Below are 16,732 nucleotides of genomic sequence, written 5' to 3'. Positions count from 1 at the left end.
ATCTGAATAAAATCCCAGGATTGTATTTGAGGTCTGATATAAAGAATTTGCAAATAGCAAATTTTGAATTTGTGTCAACACCAATAGTTACCCATTACGATGAGGTTTTAAAAGGATTGTATGGGGATTGGCACAAGCAAGTGAAAGGAACTTCTGTCCACTCATGCTTGTCAGTTGATACCAATAGTCCATATGTGAGAAATTGGCAGAAATAGAGAGTTAGGTATGAAGAAGTTAAGTATAATAATTCCAATGTATAATTCTTCGGCTTTTATAGAAAAGGCTGTCTTTTCTATTCTCCAGTCAAGTTTGGAGAAGGAGTTTTATGATATACTTATTATTGATGATGGATCGACTGATAACAGTTTAAATATTGTACAAAAAATATCATTGGAGTTCAATAATGTCAAAGTTGTAATTCAAGAAAATGGAGGTGCCGGAAAGGCTCGTAATACAGGTATAAAATATGCTAACAGCGAATACATTTGGTTCTTTGATTCTGATGATACAGCAGCTACAAATCTGGGTGTAATTCCCGCTCAACTAAAGAAGTATAAGAATATAGATATTTTCTCTTATCATTATAATTGGGTTAAAGGAAATGACAAGATAATCGGAATTGGGAATTCTCAACCATTAGTAAAGTGTGACAAAGTCTTTTCAGGACGTGAAGCGATTCTTCAAGGTTACAAACCGGGAAGTGTTTGCGGTCTGATTATTCGAACAGATTTTTTGAGGGAAAATGCTCTTTGTTTTAGGACTGATATAACTCAAGAAGATTCGGAATTTACTTATCGTATGTTTGCATTAGCCTCTCGTGTACTTTTTTCGAGCCATCTTATTTATAATTATCTTTTGTATAATAGTCAACGAAATAGCCCGCATGGTATAAGACTTCAAGAGAAATACTATCTTGATGCAATAGAGGTGGCAAAAAGTTTTAAGGAATTGGCCTTGTCATTCCAAAACTCTGATTACATTCTGTACATGAAGATTAATGACTATGCTGACAGCGTTTTATTTGGGATAGTCTGGTCAGTTTTTAAATGGAGGATAAAAGGAAGATGTGCTGTTGTAAGATATTCTATTTTGCAGAAAATGAAAGAATATGGATTTTATCCGTTAGGTCAATATAAAAAAAGGAGAAAAAACATCTTGCGAGGGCTGTTAAATATTGAACTTTTTCTGAAGTAATTTAATTCTGACAGGTATGAAGATCGCTTTAATCACTTCTATAACTCCTTATAAAGAGAATATACGAGGAGCAAGCGCTTTGCCTTACCATTTGATCATTCATCGGCAACGAGCATTTACGCAAGCATCTCGTGAGGAGAGAGTGGAAATGGAGATATTCAGTTTCAATACGAATAAGCTTACTCGCCAGCAAATAGAGGAGTGTGAACATGAATTAGATGTAAATATCTATTTGATGCGGGAAAGAACTTGGGTAAAATGGATATTTAAACTTCATTTACATCCCATTGTCAGGGTACTAATGACTCGTCCTTTTAGCAATTATATAAAGTTAAAGAAGAGAGAAGTAGACTATATTAATTCTTTAAATGTTGATGGAATATGGGTGTATGGAGAAGAGTATTCCCAGGTACTCTCTCAATTTCCAACCTATAAACGAGTTCTATTGGGGCCTGATTGTGAAAGCCTTTATTATTACAGGCTGTTAGGGAAGCGGTTTGTGTTTATGGAGGCATGGAATCTATTCAGGAAATTCTTAATGTATCCAAAATATCTTAATCTTGAACAGAAGTTTCCCCAAGATGATAATATAACTTATTGTGTTGTGGGCGAAGAGGATGCAAATTTTTTAAGAAATGTCAATCCCAGGATTCGTGTGATTTTTTTGCGGCATCCACACTATGAGGTGAGCAATATAGAAAAACATTCTTTTCATATTCCTATTCGGTTGTTGATTGCGGGGCAGAATAACTATTATATGAGACAGAGTGTGGATGAGTTGGTAAATGAATTATTGCCAATTGCGAAGACTTTAAAAAGTGAGTATGTAATTACATTTTTAGGGCGGGGATGGCAATATTATGTTAACCTATTGAGGGATGCCGGTTATCAAGTTAACCATATTGAGTTTGCTATAGATTATATAAGTGAAGTTCGTAAATATGATATTCAGTTAACACCTATAACCATAGGGACAGGAACTAAAGGGAAAGTATTAGATGCTTTGGCCAACGGTCTATTGGTTATTGGAACGAATTATGCGTTAGAGAACATTGCTGTTAAAGATAAGGCTTCATGCCTAAAATATGATACTGCAAAAGAAGTTGTCAATTTACTAAAAGATATTCCTCATAATCTATCTGGATATAAAAAGATAGCTGATAGGGGTAGGGAGTGTGTGCTTAAGCAACATTCAAGGACAGAGATTTCAAGAGATTTCTTTAATTTGTTCAAATAAATTTAGAGAGTTGGAAATACAATCTAATTCATCTTCTCAAACGATTACAGCTCTTAGGTTCCCACTTATTGTAGCAGTCGTGATGTTGCACACTTACATCGTAGATAAGCCTATAGGCGGATATATTTATGTGAAAGGAGGGCAATTCCCTATATTCGACTTAATTGAGCATGTTTTCAGGGTGGAGATTGCCAATATGGCGGTTCCTCTCTTCTTCTTTATTTCTGGTTATCTCTTTTTTTCTGGCACATCTTTTTCAAAGAAAGTGTATCAAGAAAAATTGAAACGGCGTTTTTATTCTTTATTTATTCCCTACATTTTTTGGAATACTGCTTTCATGTTATTTATTACAGGGATAGCAGTGATATACCCAACTTGGTTGGCAGAGAAGCAAAACATGTTGGGTATGAGTCTGACCGAGTTTTTAAATGCTTTTTGGAACTTAAACCAAGGGTTGATACCCTTGTGGTTTATCAGAGACTTGATGGTGATAAATCTCTTGTCCCCACTCTTATATTGGTTGTTAAAGAAAACTGGCATTTTATTTTTATCATTTATGTGCCTGTTGTGGCTATTTCAGATTGGGCAATGGCTTCCAGGTATTGGGTTAAGGGCTTCTTTTTTCTATGCATTTGGTGCGTGGTTTAGCATTCATAAGTTAGGCTTTGTAGAAGTTTTAAGAAAATACGGCAGATCTACCTAATTTCAATTTCTTTGATCTTCTTAAATACTTACCTTGTGGAGTCATCATGTTTCATGTCCTATTTTATTTCAACTATCTCAAATTATAGGACCTTTGGCTATAGCTCTTCTTGTCAGTAGGTTGTTAGTCCAGAATCGGATAAAGACGAATGCTTTTTTAGCAGAAAGTAGTTTTTTCATGTTTGCTTTTCACATGTTTATTATTAAGATACCGACAATATATTGGGTAAGAATATTGCCCATAAATACCTTTTCGACAATCGGGATCTTATTTATTATTCCTATATTGACCAGTCTGATTTGTGTGATTATTTATAAATGTATAAATCTGTTTTTTCCTCATTTTACAGGACTGATAATGGGTAGACGATAACAATATTATATATGTTACTATATTTTTTGATTTTTGGAGTTGTAATCGCATGGTATCTCTCTACTTATAACAAGAAAAAGAAGGATATTAGGCTGTTTTCCTTTTTTCTCTTATTTCTTGCCCTATTTGTTGGTCTTTCGGACATGTTGGGCGGGTATGACCGATATATTTATGCCGAACTATTTGATTCGACAGCAGATACAACAGACTTTGGAGGAAGTTATTTGAATAGTGCAATCATTGGATATGAAAAGGAATTTGGCTATGTGCTATTAAATATATTACTCTCTCATGTAACAGCTAACAGGTATATCTTTATTCTTGTTTTAACTTGTATCATATATATCCTCATATTCTTTTCTATAAGGGAGTATATTAGCGATTATCCTTTTGCCTGTATATTATTCTTAGGCCTTATGTTTTTTTTCACTTTCACTTATTTGAGGGAAGTCATAGGGATGAGTGTAGCATGGCTCTCACTTAAGTATATATATCAAAGAAACTTGAAAAAGTTTCTATTGGTCATGTTATTTGCATTTTCTTTTCATAACTCGGCGATAATTTTCTTGCCGATGTATTTTATTCCAATACGGAAATATAAGATGAGTCATGTGGCTATAATAATGGCATTTCTTTTTGTCATAGGGCTTTCTTCTGTGCCAGCGGCCTTGTTCCTTCAATTCGGAGAATTAGCTGCTTCTGAAGAACGCGTCTTGTATTATGCGCAGGAATACGAGAGTAGTGGATTTCGTATAGAGTATTTATTGGAAGTTTTTGTATTTCTTGCAATTATCTTCATCCATTATCGTCACATACCAGACGATCGGAAACATCTTGTCTTTTTGAATTGTTCCCTGATGTTTTGTGGAGTCTTATTGTTTTTTATTCGTTCCTCATCTGGTGGGCGTTTGGGTTGGTATTATATGATCGGAGTAATAGCTTTATTTACGGAGATCGCTACTCAGCATAAGACTTTGAATAAAACGAATTTAGGATTATTAGCTCTTAGCTGTTTGTTATATGTACGCATTTTGTGGTCATGGGGAGGATATCTTTATCCATACAAAACATTCTTGACAGATGGATTTCGGGAAGGTGATAGAATTCACGATCGGTTTGAGTATGATGATTATTATGATGTAGATAAGTTCTATCGTCCAGTTTTCAGGCTCAAATGATAAAGAAAAAAGAAAGGCATATGATCACGGTATCTATAGTTACTGCAACTTATAATAGAGGTCATTTTTTACCATTGCTTTATGATAGTATACGAAATCAAGATATTATAACGGCGTTTGAATGGCTTATTATTGATGATGGAAGTACAGATGACACTCTTTCTGTTGTAGAGAAGATTAAGAAACAAAACAATGGACTTTTTCCTATCCGATATTACCACAAATCAAATGGAGGAAAACATACTGCTATAAATTTGGGTATAAAAGAAGCTTTAGGCGAGTTATTCTTTATTGTTGATAGTGATGACATCTTAACGGCGAATGCCATAGAAACCATTTTGAATGATTGGGAGCGAGTAAGAAACAAGGGATTATGTGGTATAGGCTATCTTCGTGGATATTCAGAAGAGGATATTATTGGGGCAAGCTATTCAAAAGATGGTTTCATTGGGAATTTTATAGATGAGCGGTTTAATAAAGACATAAGCGGGGATAAAGCTGAAGTGTGGGTTACTCAATACTTAAGGGAGTATGGAGGATTTCCTGTCTTTGACGGGGAAAGATTTATCTCAGAGTCGGTTCTTTGGATAAAGATTTCCAGAAGCCATGATATGCTTTTTAGAAATAAGATTATTTATATTACGGAATATTTGGAGGGGGGATTATCACAGGTTGGCAGAACATTGAGATTTAAATGTCCTCAGGGAATGGCTTATGGTTCTTTGGAAACGATGTCAAAAGAGTTTTCTTTAAAGATTAGAATTAAAGAGGCTTTGCTGTATATCGTATATTCAAAATTTGGCGGCATTGGATTGAAAAACATTCTTAAATGCCCTTATCCCTTGCTCGTCTTGTTTGTCTATTTGCCGGGATTACTCCTTTTTCATTATTGGAAGAGAAAATATAAAATGTAGTTGTAGGATGCCGAAACAAAGAATACTATATTTGGATGTTGTTAAGTTTGTTGCGATTCTGTTGGTTTGCATTGGCCACGCATATAATCTAACTTTGGGAAAATCAAGTAGTGTGAGAGAGATTATTTATTCTTTTCATATGCCATTGTTTATGATTCTAAGTGGATATTTTTCAATAAATGCTTATAATCAGAATTTTGTCTCTTTTGTAAAAAAGAAAGCGAAACAGTTACTGCTTCCTTTTTCTACTGTCTATGTAATCATGACTGTTTACCACACAATTGTTGATGGATTCAAAATAAATGTAGGATTATTGGGAAGTCAGGCAATTGCACTCTTATGGTTTTTGAAAACTCTATTTGTATGTTATCTTATAGTATACAGTTTTAAGAGAATACCAGGAATCCCAGATTGGTTTCGAATGGTACTTAGTTGTTTGTTACTTATGCTTGTTCCCTATGGAGATATAATGGATATAAGATTTATGCTACTTATGTTTTGGACAGGTTATTATTGGAAGAAATATTGTCAAGATTATAATTCTTACCGGAGTACAATTACGGTAATATCGCTTTTATTATTTATTCTACTGGTCTTTTTAAAGAAGGTTGGAATTTGGGCATACTGCCCGTTTTCGATGGTGAGTTTGATGAAGGATCCAGTTTCTTTGTTTGCCCAATATTTGATAGGAGCATCTGGATCCTTTATGACTATAGGTGGCTTATTTTATTTGTGCCAAAGTTATAAAGCGGCGGCCCCTCTTCTCATGATGGGCAAAGTGGGTCAATATACCTTGGGTATTTTTGTCATGCAATATATGGTACTAGAACAGGTTGCTAAAAAAATAATAGTAATACCGGATATGTTAATAGGATCTTTGGGAGGTGGTTATATTATATATAATATTTTATCTCTTGCAATTGGTTGTATTGGATTAATGATAAGTTACTTTTCTGTTCTATTTCTGAGTCGGTCGAGAAAAGTGAATCTGTTTTTATTTGGCAATCAATATAAGTATATAAGTTAAAATGAAAAGTTACCATCCATTAATTAGTATCATTGTTCCAATATATAATGTAGAGCAATATATTCACTTTTGTTTAGATAGTTTGAAGAATCAAACTTATCCAAATTTAGAGATATTTCTTATTGATGATGGCTCTACGGATAATTCTGGGAAAATATGTGATTCATATAGCCTAAGCGATTCTCGTTTTCATATAATTCATCAAGAAAATAAGGGAGTGTCGGAGGCGAGAAATACGGGATTACGGCGGGCTTGCGGAGAGTATATCTACTTTGTAGATGGAGATGACTTTATTATTCCTACTGCTATAGAAGTGCTTTATAATGCAATTATTAAAAGTAAGGCATCTTTCTCAATGGGGCTTTATAAGACCATATATGCTCCTGGAACACACACACACACACACACACACACACTCTCTCTCTCTCTCTCTCTCTCTCTACAAAACCATCAGAAATTCAAATCCTTGATAAGGACTGTTTGGTTTATGGGCTATTTGGAGAATCAAGCAATGCTATATTATACCAGTCTGTATGGAATAAATTATACCCTAAAGCATTGATTCAAGACATCTCTTTTAAAAACATTGTATCTGAGGATACTGACTTTAATATATATGTCTTTCTGAAAGCAGCTAAAGCTGTATTGGTAAAGGTAAAATTATACGGATATGTGCAACGGAGAGATTCCATAACCCATCTGGATGCTAATGAGAGGTTTCAGTTAGCAAGAAGTCGTTTCATTTATAATATAGATACTTTATACAATATTCATATGAATATTTTGCAGAGACAGAAAGAGGAATATCGGGCTTGGTGTCTTTGGAAGTTATATAAGAAAATATTTAATGTTCGTTATCTTGCTCGCTATACGGGGTTTAGGGAGGAAGCAGAGCGGTTAATACAGGAAGTTGCCAATAAGACTTTGGCAGAGGTCAGGAAGAACGAAAGTTTATCTATAAGGAAAAAGCTAATTATTTTTATAATGTATAATTGTCCTTTCGTTTATAGTATGATGATGTGGATATTAAAACAGAAATGAATTTTCAAAAGTAACAATTCATAAGCTTGAATGGAATAGTGAAATGATATATGTCTATGACAAACTAATATTATAGTATGGAAAAATTTGAATACTCCGTTGCCATTCGTACTGTGGGGAAAGCAGGAGATAAATATTTAGAAGAGTTAAGATCGCTTCATAATCAGACAATCAGGCCGAAGCACATCTATGTTCATTTAGCCCATGGTTTTGATCGACCAACAGAACAAGTAGGGATAGAAGAGTATATTGATACCCCAAAAGGACTTGTCCATCAGCGTGCGGCTGCGAATATGGTGCATGAAGAATATATTCTTATAATTGATGATGATGTTTTCTTTCCTGAGGATGCTGTGGAAAAAATGCATGAGGCTTTGGAGAGATATAATGCCGACGGCATTGCCCCAGATACTTTTCCCTCTCAGAATCTTTCTATGAATTCTAAAGTTGCAGCATATCTTATAAATACTGTGAGTCCAAGAAAAAATGATGGCTGGGCAATAAAAATCAAGAGGTCGGGTGCTTTTTCTTATAATAACCACCCGGAGCATGGAGCTATTTATCCGACAGAGAGTGCCCCTGGTACAGCAGTCTTTATGAAAACCTTTGTCTGGAAGGCTGTACATTACGAGCAAGAAGTCTGGATAGACCGTTTTCCTGCGGGAACTTTCGGTGAAGATCAACTGATGTATCAGAAAATTGTGGAAAATGGCTTTAAATTATTGATGTGGTATGATTCTGGTGTTAAGCATCTTGATGCCAATACAAATAAAGCCAGCCAAAAGACTTATGATAAAATCTATTATAGGGCGATGGCACAATATCTGACTTGGTACAGGTGTTGCTACGATCTCCCCCGCAATACAAAGAAGGATAAGATAATTTGTAATCTCGCATATGGATATAGGTTGTCATTGAGTTGCTTGATAAGAATAGTTTATTCTGTTTTTAGAGTTTCCCCGAGGTTCTTGATTGCTCATATAAGGGGAAATGTCGGTGCGAGGAAATTTGTTAAGAGCGATGAATATGCAAAAATACCGCGATTTGTTTTTAAATAAACAAAAACTCCATGTAATGTTTTCAATAAAGTTTTTTGTTTATGGTTTTAAGATAAATGTATGCTAAGAATTAGTATTATCATACCAGTTTACAATGCAGAAAACTATCTGAAGAACTGTTTAGAGTCTGTTCTTCGGCAAGGACTTGCTCAAAATGAGTACGAGGTAATTCTTGTTGATGATGGATCAACGGACAACTCATTAGAAATTTGTGAGGAGTATAGCAGACACTATTCTCAGATAAGATTCGTTAGTCAAGAGAATGCGGGAGTTGCCATTGCCAGAAATCGGGGAATTGAGGAAGCAAAGGGAGAGTTTATAGGTTTTCTTGATGCAGATGACTATTTATTAGACAATGGTTTAAAACTGGCATGTTATCCCTATGTAGAGCAAGGGAACATAGATGTAATTCATTATTACAGTAGCTATGATTTCTGGCCCAAGAATTCCATAGATAATATCAAAGATTTTGAGGGAGACGGATGGGACTTGATAATACGAGGAGGACTTCCATCTTTTTGCTGGCTATGTTTATACAGAAGAAGCTTTCTTGATAGAGAAAAAATAAGGTTTAGACAATATATAGTTGGTGAAGATCAACTATTCTCCTCCCATGTATATATCGCAAATCCGCATATAGTTTCAACAAGAGCAAACATATATCGATATGTTGTAAATGAAGGGAGTGCAACAACCAAGAGAAATATAGAACATACAAGGCGTTGTGTAGTTGACTATGTGAATTCATATCGAGATATTATGGATCTGCTAACATATTACCATGTAGGCTCCCGTCAGGATGTATATGCGGCTTGTATCAAATCTCTTAATTCAAAGAAGATGTTCGGCGTAAGTCGTATTATGAGCGCGAAATTTAACTATATGGAATTCAAAAGTATCAAGGCTTTATGTCGGAAGACAGGTTTTTTCCCTGTTATGAGTTATTCCAGTAATTTAAAGGTAGGGCTAATGAGGTGGGCAATGAATAAAATCATGCATTCATTCTTTTTCTATAAATCCTTTTCTTTTTTATTCAATAGAATAGTTACACCGTATATTCTGCCAAAACTGAGGGTAAACTTATAAGTCATGAAGATTCTACAGGTCATCACCTCCCTCGCCATGGGGGGAGCGGAAATGTTGTTGGTGGAGATGATTCCGAGATTGAGGGCGATGGGGCATACCGTAGATCTGGCAGTTTTCAATGGGGAGGAGACTCCCTTGATGGAAAAGCTGCGGGCAGAGAATCCTGCGGTAAAGATATTCAAACTGGGCCATGGATATTATTATCCTTTGTATATATTGAAGTTGGGCCGTATTATGCATCGCTATGATGTCGTGCATACGCATAACTCCTCGCCACAGCTCTTCGCGGCAATTGCAAAAGTGTTATGCTCGGTGGAGCTAGTCTCCACCGAGCATACCACTTCCAATCGCAAACGCGCTTGGAAGTGGTATGCTCCGATAGAAAGCTGGATGTATGGGCAATATGATCATGTCATTTGCATCAGCGAGATTGCGGAGCAGAAACTCCGGGAATATATGGGAGGAGGCTGGCTGGATGAGACTTCTGATAAATACAAGCGTATATCGACGATTAACAATGGCGTGGATGTCGCGGCCATTCATGATGCCCGTGCCGACGAAGAACTTTTACGGCTAAAAGGGGATAGGCAAGCCATTCTCATGGTGGCCGGCTTTCGTGAGGCAAAAGACCAGGACACTCTTGTGAGGGCCTTGAGGCTCTTGGACAGGGAGAGATTTGAGGTGTGGTTTGCGGGTGTTGGTGTAAGGCAGGAGGCGGTTAAGCTGTTGGCTGACCAATTAGGCGTTACTGGCAGGGTCCGGTTTTTAGGAATGCGCACAGATATTCCCTGTGTGTTAAAGGCTGCCGATATCATTGTTATGTCCTCCCATTGGGAGGGACTTTCACTGTCGAACATAGAAGGGATGGCTTCTGGCAGACCTTTTGTTGCGAGTGATGTGAATGGACTGCGAGAGGTTACGGATGGGTATGGAATTCTTTTTCCCCATCAAGATGCCAAGGCTTTGGCCAACATCATCAACCTGCTGTATGAAGATAAGGCCTATTATAATAAGGTGGCAGATGCGTGTTATCGCCGTGCCCTGCAATACGACATCAATAAGATGGTGGAGGGGTATGAACTGGTGTATGACTCCTTGTTAGGGAAATTGTAACCGTCTGAAATTCAGGGAAATAAGTCCATGTTAGTAAAAGGCGGCTTTTTACTCTCCAAAAAGCCGTTAGAAAGAGGATAGATAGCCGTTAAAAGGAGAGTAAAAGACGGCCTTTTACTTTGCCGCCGCTATACAACACTTATATTACTTCACAAAAGCCTCATTCTTTTTCATAATCATCATACCCGCAGACAATTAATTTATAGTGGAGAACAAGAAGAAACTTTTTAGGCTTACGACAGTTGACCTTTCTCTGGATAAGCTGATAAAGGGTCAGTTGCGCTTTTTATCAGATTATTACGATGTCGTTGGGGTGGCATCAGACACCGGACTTCTGCAAGGTGTAGCAGAAAGAGAGGGGATTAGGGTAATTGATGTGCCGATGCGTCGTGAGATTTCCTTGAAGGAAGACCTCAGGTCATTATGGAATTTATACAAACTCTTCAAAAGAGAGAAACCAGACATCCTGCATTGCAATACTCCCAAAGGAAGCCTGCTCGGACTAATTGCCGGGAAAATAACCGGGATTCCCTTTAGGATTTATCTGGTAACAGGACTTCGCTATCAAGGAGCAACGGGATGGCTTCGGGTGATTCTGAAAATGATGGAAAAGGTTTCTTGTTTTTGCGCTACGAATATTATCCCTGAAGGGAATGGGGTCTTACATACTTTAAGGACGGATGGTATCACAACCAAGCCTATGAGAGTCTTGCATCATGGGAATATCAACGGTGTGGATACTGAGTTCTTCTGTCGAAATTCGTTATTAGCACATGCTGTGGATTCTAAAGAAAAAGATGGCTTGCCTGCAAATCTTGAAGTTAGAACCATCCACGACATTCGGAGCCAATATGGGTTTTCAGAAGATGACTTCGTTTTTGTCTTTATAGGAAGGATAGTTCGTGATAAAGGGATTCGTGAACTTGTCGGTGCCATGAGAAAGCTAATGCAGCTTCCGGTCTGTAGTCTTCAGTCTTCAGCTATTATTACTGTTGATGGTGAGCAGACAACAAACAGATACCAGTCAAAAGTTCCTAAACTTTTACTGGTCGGCACCTTTGAGAACGGGGATCCTATTGCCGAAGAAGATGAAATGTGGTTGAAAACCTCGCCGAGTGTAAGATGGATTGGCTGGCAGGAAGATGTGAGGCCTTGTCTTGCGGCGGCAGATGCTCTTGTCTTTCCAAGCTATCGGGAGGGATTCCCCAATGTCCCGATGCAGGCAGGAGCCATGAACTTGGCAAGTATCGTAACCGATATTAACGGGTGTAATGAGATTATCAAGGACGGGCTGAATGGGAGGATTATAGTAGCACCACTATCTGATGCTGGCAAGCGTAGGGATGAGAAGGGGGAAACCGCTATGCAGACAGCTCTCTATGAAACGATGAGATATTTTCTGGAGCATCCGGCAGAAGTGAAGCGAATGGGTGCAAATGCCAGAGATATGATTGTAAATCGGTATGAACAGAAAGATGTTTGGACTGCTTTATTGGAGTATTATCGCAGCCTTGAAGTTTAGTTGCTGATAGTTTTTGGATGTAGGGATTGGCATAGAAAGTGATGTTGTATAGAATAGCACATTTATTGCGGGACAGATGTCCACAAGTCTGGAATTTTCTTGGAATAATCTTGTCTTCCCTTTTTAATGCCAGATACAGGCGAAAACTCATGCAAATTCCGCTCATTCTCGATAAATATAAAACGAAACAATACTTGATTGCGGCTTTGGATGAGACTAATATTCCTTTGTTGGCCAGTATGTTTGCAAGACAGCCAAAGGAGGCATTTGCTTATTTCAGGCCACATGGCTTTGACGCAGCTTCATTAAAAATCCTTGCCAAGGATAAGTCATTTTTAGCGTTTATGGTTATTGAGCCTCCGAGAAATAGTATCATTGCGGATGACAAGAATGAATCAACCGAGCCAGAAGTAATAGGTTATTTCTTCATGAGAAGTTATTTCTGGGGTAAATGCTTTCGTGGCTATATGACGGATTGCCGCCATAGGCGGATGGGGATAAACAAGATGATGAATCAGTGCGCTACGGAGATAGCCTCCTGTCTGCAGATGGAAACCTATGGTACGATTTCTCGTAATAATATAGCTTCATTAAAATCAGCCGAAGCTGTAAATGAAGTTCGGGTTATAAAGGAGTTTCCTAATGGCGATATGTATGTGCAATATTTGCCCAAATCCTCTGAATGTTCTTAATAAAGCCGATTCAGGTTTAGGATACGAACTAATTTGGTATAACTTATAGCTGAAATATGCTGATAAAGACTGTATTCGACAGGTTGATGTCGCTTGTAGGGCTTGTTTGCCTGAGCCCAGTGCTGTTGATAATTTCCATTCTGATTAAGATGAAAATGCCGGGAGGACCTGTCCTGTTCAGACAAAAAAGAGTAGGGAAGAACGGCAAGTTGTTTACCGTTTATAAGTTTCGTTCAATGACGGTAAAGGAAGAAGCCTCGACGGCCAGCCGAGGTTCAGAGGCTGCTTCCATAGCTTCGAAGGAACAAAGTCGGATTACTCCTTTGGGTGAAAAGCTAAGGAAGTACAAGCTGGATGAGCTTCCTGAACTTTGGAATGTGCTGAAGGGCGACATGAGCTTTGTCGGCCCCCGACCGGATGTACCGGGCTATGCTGACAAGTTAGAGGGAGAGAGCAGGAATGTACTGAAATTGAAGCCGGGAATTACGGGACCCGCAAGCCTGAAATATCGTGATGAAGAGTATCTGTTGGCCATCGTGGATAATCCTCAGAAATATAATGATGAGGTAATTTTTCCTGATAAGGTGCGGTTGAATCTTTACTATCTACAGCACTATTCTTTCATTAAGGATATACAAATGATAGTTTGCACCGTTTTAGGAAAGAAGATGAATTATGCCGGAGAGGAGATCTAATACAACTACGAAAATAGATGCTATCTCTAAAATATAAGGGAATACTTTTATGGTAGTTTTTAATTTACGATGTAAATTTTCAACAAATCTTTCCCTTTTATTGAGAAGAATGATTATCTTTGTCTGTTAGATATGTAAATAATAGTTATGAAAAGATATGTATCATTGATTTGTGGAGTCTTATTTGCGTGCCTTGGGATAAACGCACAGCATATCGTAACTTTTGATTTTACAACCGAAGAGTCAATAAAAAGTTATTATCCAGCCTATTCGGAAACTTCGCGCGATTTCAAGAAAATTACGACACCATCTCCCGTAGTCATTAAATCTTCTTTTTCCGATAACAAAAGTGGCTTCTACCTGATTAACAACAATGTGGGGCAGATGAGGGTTTATAAGAGCGATGCCATCACGATTTCTGTTCAGGAAGGGAACACCATTCAGTCCCTAAAGTTTATTGGGGGGAATTTGGCCTATTTGCAGTATAATAATAAAGATATTGCAGGGGGAGGCGTGAAGGAATGCACCTTAACTAATTTCACAAATGGTGAATCGGTGAAGCTAAGTTCCAGGGCGTCTTCTGCTAATATCTCTAAGATTATAGTTACCTATTCGGATGCATCCAACATGCTTTCGCTTTCTCAGAAAAATGACAACTACTCCCTCTTGACCAGTTTCCTGGGTAAAAAGACAACGGTAACCCTGGTGGATCGAAAGCTGTCTTCCACTTATTGGAACACTTTCTGTGTGCCTTTCGATGTAGATGCCAATCTGGTGAAGACGGTCTTTGGTGAGAATACAGAGATTCGGGAATTCTCTTCGGTTCAGAATTCCACTCTGTTATTTACGAAGACAGATCATCTCGAGGCAGGAAAGGGTTATCTGATAAAGGCTGATGTGAATAGTCCGAAGTTTACGGATGTAACCATCTCTACTGCTTCTCCCATCGATCAGACGATTCAGGGATGTTCGTTTGTAGGTACTTTTGGAACCTATGAGATGGCAACGGATGGTACGGAATTGTTCTTTGATTCAGAGGATAAGCTTTATAAACCAATAGAATCAGATAAGATAATCTATGGTTTCAGGGCTTTTGTCAAAACCAGACAGCCTGGGGCAAAGGTTCACCTTGTGGACCAGACCACGAGGATTGGCAAGATAAATTCGGATGTAGGGGATGAAAATGCCGTCTATTCAATTTCTGGAGTTAGGATGAACAATGAAAAACTGCCGGAAGGTATCTATATCAGAAACGGCCGAAAAATAATTATTAGATAGCCGTAATCATGAAGAAAAGCTATATAAAGCCTAAATGTCAGGTTCGGGCATATGCCTTAGTGCCCATTCTTTCAGCAAGCGACCCGAATACAGTGGTGGTAGATCCTTCAAATCCTGATGAGGGCGGAGCAAGCGGTGCGCATAGCAAGGAGTATGAGGAAATGGGTATTTGGGAAGACTGACTCAATAAATTTTATTTAAGATAGTGTTCCCGTAAACTAATAGCGAATAAAAGACATTATGGAAAGAAAACGGATTTTGCTTTGCCTTGCCCACATGTCGGGCAATGAAATGAAATATATCAAAGAAGCTTTCGACGCCAATTGGGTGGTTCCACTTGGCCCCAATGTGAATGCGTTTGAAGAAGAATTGAAACGGTTTGTAATCTCTTCGGCTCCTTCCTATAGAGAAGATGTTTATGCGAAAGAGAATTATCCCGCCAGAATCAATGCTCATGAGCACAATCCAGACAACTTGTGGCCTAACTCATTATCCGGATTGGAAGGAAAGCAGGTTGTGGCCCTCTGCTCCGGTACCGCAGCGGTGCATCTCTCATTGGTGGCATTGGGGGTGAAGGCTGGAGACGAAGTTATTTGCCAGAGCTTCACATTTTGTGCCAGTTCACATCCGGTAACTTATCAGGGAGCCATTCCTGTATTCGTGGATTCAGAGGAAGACACTTGGAATATGGACCCGGATTTATTGGAAGAGGCCATCAAGGATCGTGTCGAGAAAACGGGAAAGAAGCCCAAGGCCATCATCGTGGTCTATCTCTATGGCATGCCCGCAAAGATAAAGGATATCATGCGGGTGGCAGAAAAATATGATATCCCATTGATAGAAGATGCTGCCGAGGGACTTGGCTCCAGGTACGACGGCCAGGTGGTAGGCACATTCGGCAAATATGGCGTGATGAGTTTCAATGGCAATAAGATGATAACGACCTCTGGGGGCGGTGCCTTGATTTGTCCGAATCAGGAGAGCAAGAATCGCGTGATGTTCTTTGCTACCCAGGCGCGTGAAGCATTCCCGTATTATCAGCATGAGGAAATTGGCTATAACTACCGTTTGAGCAATATCTGTGCGGGTATTGGCCGTGGTCAACTGACCGTTTTGGATGAGCATATTGCCCACCATCGCCATATAGCAAAACTATATGCAGAAGGTTTTAAGGATCTGGAAGGTATCACTTTTCATGGAAATCCCGATGAGCATTGCGATTCTAATTTCTGGCTAAATACCATAACCTTGACTCCCGACCTTAAGGTTACAGGTCAGAGTGAAGCATATCATGAAGCTGTGAAGGCTGCTGTTGGAGGGGCTGCCGGTGTGGTTCATTCCACGGGAAAGGTGCATACGGACTGTGAACCCAATGCGAATGTCGAGGCAATGCGCATCGTTTTGGACAAAGCCAATGTCGAAAGTCGCCCATTGTGGAAACCCATGCACAAGCAGCCGATATACAAAGATTGTCCCGCATACACCAACGGGGTGAGCGAGAAACTCTTTGAGACAGGACTTTGCCTGCCATCCGGCCCGCTGGTAACGGATGAAGACATTGCATATATTATAGACACAATAAAGAGGGCAATTCTTTAAGGAGTTTTAGATATAAAGTAAGG

Annotated in this window: 17 protein-coding genes; all 17 read left to right on the top strand. The window is 38.6% G+C overall.

What is annotated here, in order from left to right; all coding sequences use genetic code 11:
• The first annotated feature begins 225 nt into the window (after positions 1-225).
• Positions 226-1,194: a glycosyltransferase gene (locus tag C7120_RS10880; protein WP_107621700.1), complete on the top strand. Its 969-nt coding sequence runs from the start codon at positions 226-228 to the stop codon at positions 1,192-1,194.
• Between the two features lie 16 nt (positions 1,195-1,210).
• A complete protein-coding gene (locus tag C7120_RS10875; RefSeq protein ID WP_107621699.1) occupies positions 1,211-2,431 on the top strand; it encodes a glycosyltransferase in 1,221 nt (406 codons plus the stop codon).
• 10 nt (positions 2,432-2,441) lie between these two features.
• Positions 2,442-3,134: an acyltransferase family protein gene (locus C7120_RS10870; protein ID WP_107621698.1), complete on the top strand. Its 693-nt coding sequence runs from the start codon at positions 2,442-2,444 to the stop codon at positions 3,132-3,134.
• 383 nt (positions 3,135-3,517) lie between these two features.
• Entirely contained in the window at positions 3,518-4,684 is a 1,167-nt protein-coding gene (locus C7120_RS10865) for an EpsG family protein (RefSeq protein WP_107621697.1), read from the top strand.
• The gene (locus C7120_RS10860) at positions 4,681-5,598 is read left to right on the top strand and encodes a glycosyltransferase family A protein (protein ID WP_233247093.1); all 918 of its coding nucleotides are present in this window, start codon (positions 4,681-4,683) and stop codon (positions 5,596-5,598) included. Before C7120_RS10865 ends, C7120_RS10860 begins: the two co-directional genes overlap by 4 nt.
• Before the next feature lie 7 nt (positions 5,599-5,605).
• A complete protein-coding gene (locus tag C7120_RS10855; RefSeq protein WP_107621696.1) occupies positions 5,606-6,625 on the top strand; it encodes an acyltransferase family protein in 1,020 nt (339 codons plus the stop codon).
• Position 6,626: 1 nt separating this feature from the next.
• Positions 6,627-7,187 carry a glycosyltransferase family 2 protein gene (locus C7120_RS10850; protein ID WP_107621695.1) on the top strand — a complete coding sequence of 187 codons (561 nt, stop codon included), beginning with the start codon at positions 6,627-6,629 and terminating at the stop codon, positions 7,185-7,187.
• On the top strand, positions 7,184-7,666 hold the full coding sequence (locus C7120_RS10845) for a hypothetical protein (RefSeq protein WP_107621694.1): 483 nt from the start codon (positions 7,184-7,186) through the stop codon (positions 7,664-7,666). Before C7120_RS10850 ends, C7120_RS10845 begins: the two co-directional genes overlap by 4 nt.
• 77 nt (positions 7,667-7,743) lie before the next feature.
• Entirely contained in the window at positions 7,744-8,724 is a 981-nt protein-coding gene (locus tag C7120_RS10840; protein WP_107621693.1) for a glycosyltransferase, read from the top strand.
• Between the two features lie 60 nt (positions 8,725-8,784).
• Positions 8,785-9,810 (top strand): glycosyltransferase, encoded by a 1,026-nt coding sequence (locus tag C7120_RS10835; protein ID WP_107621692.1) that lies wholly within the window; start codon positions 8,785-8,787, stop codon positions 9,808-9,810.
• 3 nt (positions 9,811-9,813) lie between these two features.
• Positions 9,814-10,923, top strand: a complete 1,110-nt coding sequence (locus tag C7120_RS10830) for a glycosyltransferase (protein WP_107621691.1) — start codon at positions 9,814-9,816, stop codon at positions 10,921-10,923.
• Between the two features lie 205 nt (positions 10,924-11,128).
• On the top strand, positions 11,129-12,445 hold the full coding sequence (locus C7120_RS10825) for a glycosyltransferase family 4 protein (RefSeq protein WP_233247092.1): 1,317 nt from the start codon (positions 11,129-11,131) through the stop codon (positions 12,443-12,445).
• A gap of 149 nt (positions 12,446-12,594) precedes the next feature.
• The gene (locus tag C7120_RS10820) at positions 12,595-13,137 is read left to right on the top strand and encodes a transcriptional regulator (protein ID WP_369916876.1); all 543 of its coding nucleotides are present in this window, start codon (positions 12,595-12,597) and stop codon (positions 13,135-13,137) included.
• 56 nt (positions 13,138-13,193) lie between these two features.
• Positions 13,194-13,832, top strand: a complete 639-nt coding sequence (locus tag C7120_RS10815; protein ID WP_107621688.1) for a sugar transferase — start codon at positions 13,194-13,196, stop codon at positions 13,830-13,832.
• 147 nt (positions 13,833-13,979) lie between these two features.
• Positions 13,980-15,110, top strand: a complete 1,131-nt coding sequence (locus C7120_RS10810) for a hypothetical protein (protein WP_107621687.1) — start codon at positions 13,980-13,982, stop codon at positions 15,108-15,110.
• An 8-nt stretch (positions 15,111-15,118) separates the two neighbouring features.
• Positions 15,119-15,292 carry a hypothetical protein gene (locus C7120_RS13980; protein ID WP_158267373.1) on the top strand — a complete coding sequence of 58 codons (174 nt, stop codon included), beginning with the start codon at positions 15,119-15,121 and terminating at the stop codon, positions 15,290-15,292.
• Between the two features lie 58 nt (positions 15,293-15,350).
• Positions 15,351-16,709 carry a DegT/DnrJ/EryC1/StrS aminotransferase family protein gene (locus C7120_RS10805; RefSeq protein WP_107621686.1) on the top strand — a complete coding sequence of 453 codons (1,359 nt, stop codon included), beginning with the start codon at positions 15,351-15,353 and terminating at the stop codon, positions 16,707-16,709.
• Positions 16,710-16,732: the final 23 nt, after the last annotated feature.

The sequence above is a fragment of the Prevotella sp. oral taxon 376 genome, assembly GCF_003043945.1.
In the GTDB taxonomy this organism is placed as follows: Bacteria; Bacteroidota; Bacteroidia; order Bacteroidales; family Bacteroidaceae; genus Prevotella.
The sequence above is the reverse complement of the archived record's forward strand: the minus strand, read 5'-3'. Positions and strand labels throughout refer to the sequence as shown.

Bases quoted from the DNA above. Each gene is read 5' to 3' on its own strand.
- C7120_RS10880 (WP_107621700.1), top strand. From the start codon at position 226: ATGAAGAAGTTAAGTATAATAATTCCAATGTATAATTCTTCGGCTTTT.
- C7120_RS10875 (WP_107621699.1), top strand. From the start codon at position 1,211: ATGAAGATCGCTTTAATCACTTCTATAACTCCTTATAAAGAGAATATA.
- C7120_RS10865 (WP_107621697.1), top strand. From the start codon at position 3,518: ATGTTACTATATTTTTTGATTTTTGGAGTTGTAATCGCATGGTATCTC.
- C7120_RS10860 (WP_233247093.1), top strand. From the start codon at position 4,681: ATGATAAAGAAAAAAGAAAGGCATATGATCACGGTATCTATAGTTACT.
- C7120_RS10855 (WP_107621696.1), top strand. From the start codon at position 5,606: ATGCCGAAACAAAGAATACTATATTTGGATGTTGTTAAGTTTGTTGCG.
- C7120_RS10850 (WP_107621695.1), top strand. From the start codon at position 6,627: ATGAAAAGTTACCATCCATTAATTAGTATCATTGTTCCAATATATAAT.
- C7120_RS10840 (WP_107621693.1), top strand. From the start codon at position 7,744: ATGGAAAAATTTGAATACTCCGTTGCCATTCGTACTGTGGGGAAAGCA.
- C7120_RS10835 (WP_107621692.1), top strand. From the start codon at position 8,785: ATGCTAAGAATTAGTATTATCATACCAGTTTACAATGCAGAAAACTAT.
- C7120_RS10830 (WP_107621691.1), top strand. From the start codon at position 9,814: ATGAAGATTCTACAGGTCATCACCTCCCTCGCCATGGGGGGAGCGGAA.
- C7120_RS10820 (WP_369916876.1), top strand. From the start codon at position 12,595: ATGCAAATTCCGCTCATTCTCGATAAATATAAAACGAAACAATACTTG.
- C7120_RS10815 (WP_107621688.1), top strand. From the start codon at position 13,194: ATGCTGATAAAGACTGTATTCGACAGGTTGATGTCGCTTGTAGGGCTT.
- C7120_RS10810 (WP_107621687.1), top strand. From the start codon at position 13,980: ATGAAAAGATATGTATCATTGATTTGTGGAGTCTTATTTGCGTGCCTT.
- C7120_RS13980 (WP_158267373.1), top strand. From the start codon at position 15,119: ATGAAGAAAAGCTATATAAAGCCTAAATGTCAGGTTCGGGCATATGCC.
- C7120_RS10805 (WP_107621686.1), top strand. From the start codon at position 15,351: ATGGAAAGAAAACGGATTTTGCTTTGCCTTGCCCACATGTCGGGCAAT.